This window comes from Nitrospirota bacterium (assembly GCA_040757595.1).
Classification (GTDB): domain Bacteria; phylum Nitrospirota; class Nitrospiria; order Nitrospirales; family Nitrospiraceae; genus JBFLWP01.
This window is the reverse complement of record JBFLWP010000018.1, coordinates 14303-27256: the sequence shown is the minus strand read 5'-3', so window position 1 is coordinate 27256 and position 12954 is coordinate 14303. Positions and strand designations below refer to the sequence as shown.

Annotated in this window: 12 protein-coding genes and 1 tRNA gene; 6 read left to right on the top strand and 7 right to left on the bottom strand. The window is 65.3% G+C overall.

Annotated features, from left to right (window positions below; all coding sequences use genetic code 11):
- From nadC to AB1411_14445, 3 genes are all read right to left on the bottom strand, one after another.
- The gene (nadC, locus tag AB1411_14455; protein MEW6544796.1) at positions 1 to 897 is read right to left on the bottom strand and encodes a carboxylating nicotinate-nucleotide diphosphorylase; all 897 of its coding nucleotides are present in this window, start codon (positions 895 to 897) and stop codon (positions 1 to 3) included.
- On the bottom strand, positions 894 to 3707 hold the full coding sequence (locus AB1411_14450; protein MEW6544795.1) for a valine--tRNA ligase: 2814 nt from the start codon (positions 3705 to 3707) through the stop codon (positions 894 to 896). Before AB1411_14450 ends, nadC begins: the two co-directional genes overlap by 4 nt.
- A gap of 380 nt (positions 3708 to 4087) precedes the next feature.
- Complete coding sequence (locus tag AB1411_14445; GenBank protein ID MEW6544794.1) at positions 4088 to 5134, bottom strand: response regulator; 1047 nt, start codon at positions 5132 to 5134, stop codon at positions 4088 to 4090.
- Between the two features lie 152 nt (positions 5135 to 5286).
- On the opposite strand from AB1411_14445, the gene AB1411_14440 reads away from it, so the two are divergent.
- Both AB1411_14440 and AB1411_14435 read left to right on the top strand, forming a co-directional pair.
- Positions 5287 to 5793 carry a DUF1284 domain-containing protein gene (locus AB1411_14440; protein ID MEW6544793.1) on the top strand — a complete coding sequence of 169 codons (507 nt, stop codon included), beginning with the start codon at positions 5287 to 5289 and terminating at the stop codon, positions 5791 to 5793.
- A gap of 30 nt (positions 5794 to 5823) precedes the next feature.
- Complete coding sequence (locus AB1411_14435; protein ID MEW6544792.1) at positions 5824 to 6540, top strand: HAD-IA family hydrolase; 717 nt, start codon at positions 5824 to 5826, stop codon at positions 6538 to 6540.
- A 17-nt stretch (positions 6541 to 6557) separates the two neighbouring features.
- Here AB1411_14435 and AB1411_14430 read toward each other — a convergent pair whose 3' ends face one another.
- The gene (locus AB1411_14430) at positions 6558 to 7283 is read right to left on the bottom strand and encodes an NAD-dependent deacylase (GenBank protein ID MEW6544791.1); all 726 of its coding nucleotides are present in this window, start codon (positions 7281 to 7283) and stop codon (positions 6558 to 6560) included.
- A gap of 247 nt (positions 7284 to 7530) precedes the next feature.
- On the opposite strand from AB1411_14430, the gene AB1411_14425 reads away from it, so the two are divergent.
- From AB1411_14425 to AB1411_14410, 4 genes are read left to right on the top strand one after another with little or no spacing between them, the layout of a single operon-like run.
- The gene (locus AB1411_14425; GenBank protein ID MEW6544790.1) at positions 7531 to 8898 is read left to right on the top strand and encodes a 2-dehydropantoate 2-reductase; all 1368 of its coding nucleotides are present in this window, start codon (positions 7531 to 7533) and stop codon (positions 8896 to 8898) included.
- 28 nt (positions 8899 to 8926) lie between these two features.
- Positions 8927 to 9286, top strand: coding sequence for a hypothetical protein (locus AB1411_14420; GenBank protein MEW6544789.1), 360 nt, complete (start codon positions 8927 to 8929; stop codon positions 9284 to 9286).
- Positions 9178 to 10407 carry a DUF2779 domain-containing protein gene (locus AB1411_14415; protein MEW6544788.1) on the top strand — a complete coding sequence of 410 codons (1230 nt, stop codon included), beginning with the start codon at positions 9178 to 9180 and terminating at the stop codon, positions 10405 to 10407. The genes AB1411_14420 and AB1411_14415 overlap by 109 nt, the downstream gene beginning before the upstream one ends.
- A gap of 26 nt (positions 10408 to 10433) precedes the next feature.
- Positions 10434 to 10853 (top strand): HIT family protein, encoded by a 420-nt coding sequence (locus AB1411_14410; protein MEW6544787.1) that lies wholly within the window; start codon positions 10434 to 10436, stop codon positions 10851 to 10853.
- A 239-nt stretch (positions 10854 to 11092) separates the two neighbouring features.
- Here the strand turns inward: AB1411_14410 and AB1411_14405 are convergent.
- From AB1411_14405 to AB1411_14395, 3 genes are all read right to left on the bottom strand, one after another.
- Positions 11093 to 11182 (bottom strand) — tRNA-Ser (locus tag AB1411_14405).
- Between the two features lie 127 nt (positions 11183 to 11309).
- Positions 11310 to 11819, bottom strand: coding sequence for a tRNA adenosine(34) deaminase TadA (gene tadA / locus AB1411_14400; GenBank protein MEW6544786.1), 510 nt, complete (start codon positions 11817 to 11819; stop codon positions 11310 to 11312).
- 132 nt (positions 11820 to 11951) lie between these two features.
- The gene (locus tag AB1411_14395; protein MEW6544785.1) at positions 11952 to 12833 is read right to left on the bottom strand and encodes a hypothetical protein; all 882 of its coding nucleotides are present in this window, start codon (positions 12831 to 12833) and stop codon (positions 11952 to 11954) included.
- Between the last annotated feature and the right edge of the window lie 121 nt (positions 12834 to 12954).

The following is a 12954-nucleotide window of genomic DNA, read 5'->3' as shown; positions in this document are numbered from 1 at the left end:
CTACCGTCGTCTCCGTCCGTGGCTCTTTCGCTCGATCGGGACGAGGTCCATGCTCAGATCGGCGGCGGGCGCCGAATGGGTCAGGGCCCCGATCGAAATGAAGTCGGCCCCGGCTGCGGCCGCCTCGCGGGCGGTTTGGAGCGTGATGCCGCCCGACACTTCCACGAGGGCCCGCCCTTTGACGAGGGCGATGGCTTTCCGGATGAGCGGGGGCGTCATATTGTCCAGCAGGACGACGTCCGCTCCTCCGTCCAGCGCTTCCTGGACCTGACCGAGACTCTGAACCTCCACGGTGATGCGGAGCCCGTGGGGGCCTCGCTCCCTGGCGAGACGGCAGGCCTGGGCCACGCCGGCGCCCAGGGCCCGCAGGACCGCCAGGTGATTGTCCTTGATCAGGATGCCGTCGCCGAGCGAGGAGCGATGGTTGGCGCCGCCGCCCAGACGGACCGCCCACTTCTCCAGGACCCTCAGCCCCGGGGTGGTCTTGCGCGTGTCCAGAATCCTGGTCCGATAGCCACGGACCGAATCGCAGAAGCGGGCGGTCAGCGTGGCGATGCCGGACAGCCGTTGAAGGAAGTTCAGCGCCACGCGCTCCGCCATCAGGAGCGAGCGGGCATCGCCTTCGAGGACCATCACGTGACTGCCCGGTTCGACTGCCGACCCATCGTCAACGGCACGGGTGGTCCAGACCGTCCGGTCCACCTCGGCAAAGACCAGCCGGGCCACGGCGACGCCGGCCACGGTCATCGGCTGGTGGGCGGTGATGATCCCGCGGGCGCGGACCGGTGCAGGAAGCAACGGTGCGGTGGTGGCGTCGCCGAGCGTCAGATCTTCCGCCAGGGCCGCTCGGATGATCGGCAGGATCTGTACGGATAAAGGAGCGGACGCCTGGGTCATAGCTGGCGGCCCTGCGACATGGCGCGAAGCTGTTGCTCGCTGCTCGTCAGGATATCCTGTTCGTGGCGAAGCGTCCTGAGCCGCTGCTCGTGCTCGGCCACGACTTCTGGCGGGGCCTTGGCCGTGAATTCGCGGTGGGCCAGCTTGGCGTCGAGCCGGGCGGCCTCCTTGTGTCCTTCTTCCCGCTGCTTCACGACCCGTTCCAGCGCCTTTTGAAGGTCCACGTCGCCCTCGACGAGCACTCCCACCGCCACCTGGTCCATGACCAGCCGGAGAACGTTCTGGCCGGGCCACGTCTCCAGCGTCTGGAGATGGACGGCGCCGCGGGCCAGATGGACCAGATGGGGTTGAAGGGACTGGAGCAGAGTCAAGACGCCCCTGTCCTTAGCCGCCCCGTACAGGACGAGTTGCTTTCCCGGCGGATAGTTGAGCAATGCTCGTCCCGTGCGGGCCGTCGTGACGAACTGCTCCAGGATGGAAAAGGCCGTTTCCGCCTCCTTGGAGTCCCAACTTGTCACCGGCGCCGGATAGGGCTGGACGACGATACTGGCGCCTTTGTGCGGGATCGTCTGCCAGATCTCTTCGGTAATGAAGGGCATAAAGGGATGCAGCAGCCGGAGCAGCGCGTCGAACGACTCGATCAGCGTCATCCTGGCTTGCCGGGCCTCGGCCGAGTCCTTCTGCTGGAGAGCCGGCTTGACCATCTCCAGGTACCAGTCACAGTACTCGTGCCAGATGAACCGATAGAGCTGGCTGGAAGCCTGGTCGAAGCGGTACTGTTCGAGCGATTCGGTGACCTGTCCGATCGTCCGGTTCAGCCGGCTGAGGATCCAGCGGTCGGCGAACGGCCGGTCGGCGGCCGGGAGCGGGCCGGCCTGGCCTTCTTCCTCCGCCTCCAGGTGCATCAGGATGAAGCGCGCCGCGTTCCAGATCTTGTTGGCGAAGTTCCTGTAGCCTTCGATCCGCTCCTCGGCCAGCTTGATGTCGCGCCCCGGGGAGGCCATGGAGGCCAGCGTGAACCGGAGCGCGTCCGTGCCGTATCGCTCCATCACTTCCAGCGGATCGATCACATTCCCCTTCGACTTGCTCATCTTCTTGCCTTCCGCGTCCCGCACGAGGGCGTGGATGTAGACGTCGCGGAACGGCGCCTGCCCGGTGAACTTGAGCCCCATCATGATCATCCGGGCCACCCAGAAGAAGAGGATGTCCAGGCCGGTGACCAGCGTGGATGTGGGGTAGAAGGTCTTCAGGTCCGGGGTCTGCTCCGGCCAGCCGAGTGTGGAGAACGGCCAGAGGGCCGAGGAGAACCAGGTGTCCAGGACGTCGGGGGCCTGCAGGAACTCGCGTCCGCCGCAGGTCGGGCAGGCTGTAGGCTGCGACCTCGATACGATTGGCTTCGCCTGCGTTGTAATATAGAACGACCGTGTTGATGGTTCAGGGAGTTGTCCACCCTCTCCGGTTGCCATGACGGCGTGCGCAGTCCAGCCGATCTCGCCCCGGTTGCAATTCGTGCAGTACCAGGCGGGAATCTGGTGCCCCCACCAGATCTGGCGGGAGATGCACCAGTCCTTGATGTCCCGCATCCAGCCAAGATAGTTGTTCTTCCAGCCTTCGGGAACGATCCTGATCCGTCCGTCCTCCACGGCCTTGATGGCCGGGTCGGCCAGGGGCTGGATCTTCACGAACCACTGGGGCGAGAGGTAGGGCTCCACGACGGTTTTGCACCGGTAGCACTTGCCCAGCGCCATCTTGTGGGGCTCGGTTTTCGCGAGTAGCCCACGATCCTTTAGAGCTTTGACAACGAGCTCTCTTGCTTGTTTGACGGACTTCGAAGCCAAGGCTTGAGCTAAGTCGGTTTCGACCTCTGCATCATGCATCCCCATTGGCGACATCTTTGCCTGTTCGTCCAAGATGGACAGCCGATCGAGTCCGTGGCGGAGTCCTGCTGCCTCGTCGTTGAAGTCGTGCGCGGGGGTGATCTTCACCGCGCCCGTGCCGAATTCCCGATCCACCAGGACCGGGTCGCCCACGATCGGAATCTTCCGCTTGGTCAGGGGCAGACGGATTTTCCGGCCGATGAAGTGCCGGTAACGCGGGTCGTCCGGATGCACGGCCACCGCCGTGTCCCCCAGCAGGGTCTCGGGTCTGGTCGTCGCGACGAGCAGCGACGAGGCGGGATCGTCGGCCAGCGGATAGCGGATATGGTAGAGCTGCCCCGTCGTCTCCTCGTGCTCCACCTCGATATCCGACAGGGCGGTCAGGCAGCGGGGGCACCAGTTGATCAGCCGTTCTCCCCGATAGATCAAGCCCTCTTCATACAGGCGGACGAAGACTTCGCGGACCGCCGCGGACAGGCCCTCGTCCATCGTGAAGCGCAGGCGGCTCCAGTCGCAGGAGGCGCCCAGCCGCTTGAGTTGCTGGATGATCGTCCCGCCGGACTGGGCTTTCCATTCCCAGACCCGCTTGACGAAGGCCTCGCGCCCCAGGGCCTCCCGGGATGCGCCTTCCGCGAGGAGCTGCCGTTCCACCACGTTCTGCGTGGCGATGCCGGCATGGTCCGTGCCCGGAACCCAGAGGGCGTTGCGTCCCTGCATCCGCCGCCATCGAATCAGGATGTCCTGGAGCGAATTGTTCAGGGCGTGGCCGATGTGCAGCGAGCCGGTGATGTTCGGCGGGGGGATGACGATCACGTAGGGCTGGCCCCGGTGTTCCACCGGAGCGTGGAAATAGCCCTGGTCGATCCAGAGCCGGTACCACCGGTCCTCGACCTGCCTGGGCTCGTAGGTTTTTGCCAGTTGCCGGAGCGTCATGATGCGCGTCGTGTCAGCCGCGACCGAAAACGGGGGCGTATCTTAACACGCGGCCTTACCCCCCTCAAGGAACGTCTGCGAGGGGGCGTCGTGCATGAAGCGTGAAGCGTCAGGTGAGTGACGATTCACGAGATGCGAGAGACGCTTCACGGCTCGTCCCGTCATGTCGCTTGTGCCGGATCGGACGGTTGTGCTATACATCGCGCCGCTTCGTCGTGAGCGGCGCATGCGGAGACACGAGAAAGGAGCGGAGGAGCATGGCACGAGGACGGGAGAAGGATCGGGCGACCCGCAGGAAGCACCGGAAGAACGTCCAGCGTCTCAAGCGGCTGGCCAAAGCCAGGCGGATGAAGCGCGGCAGGAAGTAGCGGCTCGATCGCTCAGCTTTTCGGCTGCTCTCCTTTGTGACTCGCCCAGGCCTGCAGGCCCAGGCGGAGGACCTGCGTGAGCGCTTCTTCCACCACCCCCTTGGCGGCCTCGCGGAGGGCCGCCTCCGCCGTCTGGCGCACCTGCTGGGCCGCGACCTCCTGCACAGCCTTTCTGACCGGCGTGTCGAGCGCGCCGATCTCCCGTTCGAGCACGGCCGGCAGGTGACGGCTGACCGCCGGTTCCAGTTGTTCCAGCACCAGCTTTTCGGCGATCTCCTTGATCAGGCGGCCGGCCGTGTCCGCGAGCCCCTGATGAAGCGCGGGCTTCATCTCCGCGAGGAGCTGCGAGGCGACGGGCGGGAGCTGCTCCTGCACCGAGCGTCGAATGGTCGCGATCGTCTCTTCCTTGGGGAAGGCGGCGGCGACCTGCGCAGGAAGCTGCTCGCGGAGGATCTGGGCGGTCTGCAGGCGGACTTCCTGCTTCAGGAGGTCGGGAGGCAACCTGGCGATCGTCCGTTCGACTTCTTCCGCCCCCGACGTGATCGCTCCCGGCCGCTCGCCGGGTGACGGGCCCTTGACGGGTGCGACTTCCGCGGCAAGGCTGAGCGGCTGGGAAGCCGGCTGATCCGAGACGCCCCTCCGATGCTTCTGTTCGACTCGCTCCGCGCCCTCGGCGGTCCGATTAGGCGCCGATTCCTGCCTCAGCTTCTTGACCGTGTGGACCAGGTCGTCGGACCGGAGGGGCTTTTCGAGAAAAGCCTTGACGCCGAGGAACCGGAGCTCCGCTTCGTCGATCCGATCGGAGGGATTGACCAGGGCGATCAAGGGCGTGTGGGGCAGAAGCTCGAGGCCGGCCAGCCGTTCGCAAAACGGAACGAAGGCGATTTCGTCCAGGTTGTAGTCGGCAATGATCAGCTCCGGCCTCAACTGCTCGGCCGTCTGGAGCCCGGACAACCCGTCCTTCGACGTGACCACCTCGAACCCCTCGGGGACGGAGGCCTGTTTGACCAGCCGTTGGACGGCCGGGCTGCTGTCGACGAGCAAGAGTTTCTGAGACATGGGAGGGCCCCGTTTCCCTTGATGAATCGCTCGATCGCCAAGGTAGCGGAGGAGGGAGGCTTTGTCAAGGAACGGGGCCGAGCGCGACTTTTGACTTCGGGGCGCGGGACTCGATAGAATTTTCGCTCAACCTTCCGTTGATGGAGCTCACCGTGAGCGTCCGTGTTCCAGCGACCGGGGAGCAGCCGCCAATCCGCCTCAGGGGGCATACGCTCCTGTGCCTCCAGGGGTTCCGAGGCGAAGGCTACAGTCCCGGATTTGTCGAGAACCTCGCGTCGGTCCATCGCGACCTCCGCGACCATCCCGATCGGTGGGTCCTGGTCGTGGATGAACCGGACGACGTGTGCCGGGCCTGTCCCCATCGAGGGCCGGGGGGATGCACGCTCAACGGCGAGGACTCGGAGGACGTGATGCGCGCGCAGGACCGGCACGTCTTGGAACGGCTCGGCTTGCAGACGGGCGCCAAGGTCCGGTGGCGGGACATTCTAGACCGGATCGGCGTGAGCCTGTCCGGGGAGGATCTTCCGGGCCTCTGCGGGGCCTGCCGGTGGCTCCCGCTGGGCTATTGCCGGGAAGGGATCGGGAGCCTGCGCGGGCAAGAGGTTATCAGTATTCAGTCGTCGGTTTTCAGGCGGAAACCGTCAACTGAGGGCCGGTAACTGAACACTGAGCACTGAGGACTCTTCTGAATGAACCGGATCAAAGTCGTCTTTTTCGACGCGGCCGGAACCCTCTTTCACGTCAGGGGGTCGGTCGCGGAGGTGTATCTGGGCTATGCCGAGCCCTACGGCGTTCGGAAGACTCCCGAGCTGCTCACGTCGGTCGGCGAGGCCTTCAAACGGGCCTTCCGCGACGCCCCGCCCCCGGTGTTCTCGGTCACCGATCCGGCCGACATCAAGCGGTGCGAACGGCTCTGGTGGTTCGACATCGTCCACAACGTGTTCTATCGGGTCGGGATGTTCGAGGGATTCGACGACTACTTCGAGCAGGTCTTCGAGGCCTTTGCCGGCCCCCAGCACTGGCGGCTCTACCCGGACACGCTGGGGGTCCTGAAGGAGCTGAGGGGGCGGGGATTCGAGCTGGGCATCGTGTCCAATTTCGACACGCGTCTGTTTTCGGTGCTGCGCGGGCTCGGGCTGAGCGACCTGTTCGATACGGTGACGATCTCCAGCCTGGCTCGTGCGGCCAAGCCGGCCCCCCGGATCTTCCGCCTGGCTTTGGAGAAGCATTCGGTCGATCCGGAGGAGGCCCTCCACGTCGGGGACAGCGTCCGGGACGACTTCGAAGGCGCGCAGGTCGCGGGCCTGGCCGGGGTCGTCATTACCCGCGAGCCGAAGGAGCTTCCCCCGCAGGTCCCCCGGATCGGGAGCCTCGACGCGCTCCCGTCCCTCCTGGCGAACCTCTAGCCGCGCCCTGCTGACGGCTATCCCTCAAGCAACTGCGGGACGACCTCGCTGGCCCGTCCCTGAACGGAGACGTCCACGACGGTCGAATTGGGGGTCGGGTCCAGGTTGAGCTCCGCGACGAAGGCCCCGGCCGCCTTGGCGATGCCGACAAAGGAAGCGGCGGGATTGACCAGGCCCGAGGTGCCGATGATCAGCAGGACCTCGCAGGAGGCCACCGCTTCCATGCTCCGGTCCAGATCCGGTTCGCTCAGGGCCTCGCCGAACCAGACGATGTGCGGCCGCAACAGTCCCCGGCAGGAGGGGCAAGGAGGCGGGATCGCAATCGGTACGTCGCGGTTCTCCGCCACCAGCCGGCAAGCCGTGCAGCGGACCTTCCAGATGTTGCCGTGAATCTCCGTGAGTTTCCGCGAACCGGCGGCCGGATGCAGCCCGTCCACGTTCTGGGTGATGAGCCAGAAGCGTTCGATCCGCCGCTCCAGCTCGACGAGCGCATAGTGGGCGGGGTTCGGGCGTTTCGTCGCGATCAGCTCCCGCCGCCAGTTGTACCATTCCCAGACGAGCTTGGGATCGCGCGCGAAGGCCTCGGGGGTCGCCAGGTCCTCGGCGCGAAAGTTTCGCCACAGGCCGTCCTGCCCCCGGAAGGTCGGCACCCCGCTGTCCGCCGAGATGCCGGCGCCCGTCAGCACGGTGACCGCCTTGGCTCGGCCGAGCCTGGCGCGGATTTCTTGAAGGGGAGGAGTCATGCAACGATCGGTCAAGCCGGGACGGTCCGTGGCCGGTTGGCTGGCCACAACCGGCATGCTATAGTACCGGAGCTTTCCGCTCTCAGCAATCAGCCGTCAGCTTCGCCATAGGCGACGCGGGGACGCGGAGACAGGGCGGCGGAACGAAGCAGAGTTCGCCGCGTCCCCCCGTCACCCCTCTCCGCGTCGAGTCAAGAGCCATTGAGGGCTGAAGGCTGACAGCCGATGGCGATTTTCAGGAGACTCCATGCAACAGATCATGATGGTCGGAGCCGGGGCGGTCGGGGGATTTTTCGGCGCCCACCTGGCCCGGCACAATCCCCACGTGTCCTTCCTGCTCCGGCCCAGGACCCTTCAAGCCGTGAGGAACCACGGCCTGATCCTCAGAAGCCCGGCCGGCACCTTCACCGTGCACCCGCCGGCCGCTTCCGACCCTCGCGAGCTGCCCAGGCCGGACCTGATCGTTCTCTCGGTCAAGGCCTACGATCTGGACGAAGCCCTCACCCAGATCGAGCCGGTCATGACCGAGCGGACGGTCCTGTTGACGCTGCAGAACGGGGTGGACACGGAGGACCGCATCCTGAGCCGGTTCCACCGGGACTGCGTGGTGGGCGGGGTGGCCTTCATCTATGCCAAGATCGTCGAGCCGGGGGTGATCGAACATTACAAGCGCGGGAGCGTGGCGATCGGCGAGCTGCTCGGACACAGAAGCGAACGGGTGCTCCGGATCGCCGAAATCTTCACGCAGGCGGGCCTGCCCTGCCAGATCGTCGAGGACATCCGCCGGAGCAAGTGGGAGAAGATGTGCTGGAACTGCGTCTTCAATCCCCTGACGGTGCTCATCAACGACCGCGTGGCCAAGGCGTTGGATCATCCGGAGATGCTGGGCGTGATCCGCCAGCTCGTGGAAGAGGTGGCGGCGGTTTCGGCCGCCCTGAAGGTGCCGCTGGCGGCGGACATGGCCGGCAAGGTCGTGCGCTGGACGCAGGAGATTCGCGACATCCACACGTCCATGTATGACGACTGGAAGGCCGGCCGTCCGACCGAGATCGAGTCCCTCAACGGCTACGTTGCACGGAAGGGGCGGGAGCTGGGCATCCCCACCCCGCTGAACGAGGCGATGACGGCCCTGGTCAAGGTCATCACCGGGCGCGAGAAGAGCGGGCCGGGCGTGCTCCGGATCGACGGGGCCGTGATCCAGCCGGTCGCCTTGGATCGGACCGCCCTGGCTCAGTTGCCGGCCGAGCATCACGTGCCGGATGTCGGCGCCGTGGCGCAGGGCATGAAGGGCCGGGGCGTCCGCGTCAGGGGCCTCCTCGATCTGCCCACCGCGGCGGTCAGTGCCGACCATGTGACGTTCCATTCGCAGGACGGACGGTTTGCCGCCAGCCTGACGATGCAGCAGGCGCGGGACTACGGCATCCTGATCTATGAGCTCGACGGGGAGCCCCTGCCTGAGCAGAAGGGCGGGCCCTTTCGGCTGGTGGCGCCCGGGCTGGGAGATCTCTGCGCCAACGTCAAGGGCGTGGCCCGCATCGAATTGACGACGGGGCCGGGCAAGGACACGAGGCCCTCGCTGAAAGCCGATGGAGCCTCTGTCACGCGTCACGCGTGACGCGTCACTCGTCACGAATTCAATCCCCTTGAACGACATTCGGCTGTCCAAGTCGAAATTCCTCTCCGGTCTCCAGTGCCCCAAGCGGCTCTATCTGGAAATCCACCATCCGGACCTGGCCGCCGAACCGGACGAACAGACTCGAGCCATCCTGGAGAGGGGCACCGGCATCGGAGCCCTGGCCAGGGCCAGGTTCCCCGGCGGGGTCCTGGTCGAGGCGGATCACCGCCATCTGGCGAGGCCCTCAAGCAGACCGCCCAACTGCTGGCCGATCCCTTGGTGCCGGCCATATTCGAAGGAACCTTCGAGTGTGACCAGGTGCTGGTCCGGGTGGACGTGCTGGAGCGGATACGGCGGCAGCCGACGGGACCGGACGCCTGGCGGCTGATCGAAGTCAAGTCCTCCACCAGGGTCAAGACCGTCCATTTGGACGATCTGGCCGTCCAGGCCTACGTGCTCCAGGGAGCCGGTCTCCCGCTCGCCGGCTCCTCCCTCATGCACCTCGACACCGGCTATGTCTATCAGGGAGGGGAACTGAATCTCGACCGGCTGTTCTCCATTGAAGATCTCACGTCTCCCGTGGCGGAGCTTCTGCCCTCCGTGCCCGGCCGGCTGGCCGGGATGAAGGCGATGCTGGCCGCCCCGTCCCCTCCGGCCGTCGAGCCGGACAGCCACTGCCATCAACCCTACGAATGTCCCTTCTGGGCCCATTGCACCAAAGACAAGCCGGAGCGCTGGATCTATCATCTGCCGGGCGGAGCCAGGACCATTGAGCCGCTTGCGGCCCAGGGGGTCCAGACCATTGACGAGATTCCGCTCTCGTATCCCCTGACCATCATCCAGCAGCGCGTCAAGGAAAACGCCGAATGGATCGGGCCCGGACTCAGGAGTCTGCTGGAATCGGCCCGGTATCCGGTCCATCACCTGGACTTCGAGACCTTCATGCCGGCCGTCCCCAAGTACCAAGGAACCAGGCCTTACCAGGCGATTCCGACCCAATGGTCCAACCATGTCGAAGCGGAGGATGGGACCGTCCGGCACGAGGAGTACCTCTGTGTGGAGGCGCGAGACCCGAGAGAAGAGCTGGCCCTGGCGCTGCTGGCCTCGGTCGGGGAAGAAGGAAGCATCTGCGTCTATTCCGGCTACGAGCGGATGATCCTGGAAGGCCTGATCGAGGCCCTGCCCGGACTCAGGAAGGATCTGGAGCGCGTGATCGCGCGCCTGTGGGACCTGCTCCCGGTGATCAGGGCCCAGTATTACCACCCGCAGTTCGCCGGGTCCTACTCGATCAAGTCCGTCCTGCCGGCCCTCGCGCCGCACCTGGACTATGGAGACCTGGAAATCCGGGAGGGGAGCCTGGCGGCCTTGGCCTATCAGCGGATGGTCTTTGAGGAGACCGACTGGGTGGAGAAGGAGCGGCTGAGGCAGGCGCTCCTCCGCTACTGTGCGCGGGACACGCTCGGGATGGTCGAGCTCCGGAGGGCGCTGATCCGAAAGGCCAGTCCGTGAGCGGTAAATCGGGAAAGGACGCAGCGGTGAGCCGCGACGATTGCAAGGCCTGTGCGGGACGATGGCCCCTGCCGGACCACCGGATCGCCGACTGCGGGTTGACCGTCGCCTACCTGTTCGAGGATCAGTTCTTTCCCGGCTGGACGGTCCTCGTGCTCAAGCGGCACGCGACCGAGCTGTTCGAGCTGAGCCGGGAGGAGCGGAGCCAGGTCATCGAAGAGGTCAGCCTGGTGGCCGAGGCGCTGGCCTCAGAGTTTCGCCCGGTCAAGATCAACTACGGGCTGCTGGGCAATCAACTGTCCCACATCCACTGGCACGTGATTCCGAGGCTGGCCACCGACCCGGCTCCGCTGGAGGCGGTGTGGAGCGTGAAGCACGAAGCGAAGAGGCTGGGGCAGGCGGAACTGGCCGAGATGATCGCCCGAATCCGCAACCGGCTCAAGTAGCGGCATGCCGAGTTTCTCTCCCCCGCGATCCCTCTCGTTCGAATCCCAACCTCCCGTGTGGCTGGAACGGTCGTGCTGCTCCATACTAAACAGTTTTGCAATTGAAGTCGCGGGACGCGACACCGTTTCATGGCCATAGAACGTCACTGCCTGTTGGTACTGCTGGCGCGGCACTGCCTGTTGAGAGGAGAGATTCGCTGCGGATCTCGCTTTCGCGCTCCCGCCAAGCAAGCTCGGTGTGGCGGAGAGGGTGGGATTCGAACCCACGGTCGAGTTGCCCCGACAGCGGTTTTCGAGACCGCCCGATTCGGCCACTCTCGCACCTCTCCACCTCGCTTGCGCTAGCCGGGCGTCATGTGATGGTTCCGGACGCCCGGAGAGAATACCTCAGCGGCTTCATCACCTTGATTCTTGCAGTTGGCGCTTCACGAACGACGCTTCACGAGCAACGGTTCTTCATTGTCTCGTTCGCTCTTCGACGTTTTCGCGTAGACCTCTGAAAAAGGCCTGGAGCAGGTCCTGGCTCTCCTGCTCCAAGACCCCGCCCACGACTTCAACCCGGTGATTCAGCCGGCGCTCGTCCGGCAGGTTGAAGATCGAGCCGCAGGCGCCGGCCTTGGGGTCCTTGGCACCGAAGATCAGCCGGTCAATGCGGGATAGGATGACGGCACCGATGCACATTGCACAGGGCTCCACGGTCACATAGAGGGTCGTACCGGTCAGCCGCCAGGTGCCCGACCGCGTAGCGGCCTCGCGGATGGCCACGACTTCCGCATGGGCGGTCGGGTCCTGCCAGACCTCCCGGAGGTTGTGGGCCTGCGCCAGGACCTGCCCATCCCGCACCAGGACCGCCCCGATCGGGACTTCCCCGATGGCTGGAGCCCGCTTTGCGGCCTCCAGGGCCAACTGCATGTATGCGATGTCGTTGTCGGTCATAGCTGGGAAGCGATCAGCAGTCAACTCCACCCCCACCTTTCCTCCCCCTTCTTGAGGGGAGGGATCGAGGGAGGGAGCTGATCGCTGAACGCTGAGGGCTGAAGGCTTTCAAACGCGCGCATCTTATCACAGCGGCTTGTGACGGAGAAGGCCCACCCGCTGTCACTTGAGGGCGGCCGCTTTCCCCTTCATCCACTCGAATTCGTATCGGAGTTGAATTGCCGTATATCGCTGGATCAAGCCGTCACGGTCCAACGGCATGTCCGCCTCGTGGTAGAGGCTGATCTCAGCATGGCCCCAACGGAAGGCGATGCCGACCATCCAATCCAACTCCGACGGGCGGACCGCGTTGCTCGACTGCCGGTCGGTGAAGAAGTTCGTGTCGCCGAAGACCACGACGCGGTTCTTGTAGAGGTCCAAGTCCGCGTGGGCGACGTAGCGGTAGAGGGCCCGCCCGGTGTTGTCCGGACGGGCGAAGTACGTGTCATTGTAAAACAGCCAACCGGCGCCGGCGTAGGCGGTGAGGTTCTGGGAGGGAAAGAGCTGCTTCCACCAGCTTCGCGTCGCCAGCGGGTCGATCGCATAGGTGATGACCGAGTCGCCGTAGGATTGCGAGAGACCGCTCCGGTCCAGGGGGGAGTCCTTTTCATACTGGATGCGCCAGCCCCAGTTGCCCAGCGAGCCGGTGAACGCGTAGGTCTGGTCCCATTCGGTCAAGGTGATCCAGCCCCTCTTCCGGTCCGAAAAGAAGTTCTGGTCCGTGTAGAACTGGAGATAGTCCTTGTAGAGGTCCGTCTCCAGGTGGATCATGTGCCGGAGCCCGACCAACCCCGTGTTGTTCGGCCGCGCGGCGAACGTAGGATTGTCGAGGAAGGCGGCCGTCAGCAGATAGCCCCGCAGCCACTCCTCTTGCCCCGCTCCTTCCAGCTCCTCTTTGCCCCTGGCGACGCCTTCCTCGCCGACGTCGCCGATCGCCGGCAGGGGCCGTCCGTATTTCTCAAGGGCGTGAACGACGGACGGGCAGATCGAGGCGCAGGAAACCAACAGGCCTGTCAGCCAGGCCCAGAAAGACAGTTTCCCCGTCCTCCTGCAGAACCGCGCGGTGATGGTCTTCTCCTCGGTTGCGGATGGGGATCAGCGACAGACGGCGTGAAAGCCGGGCTCT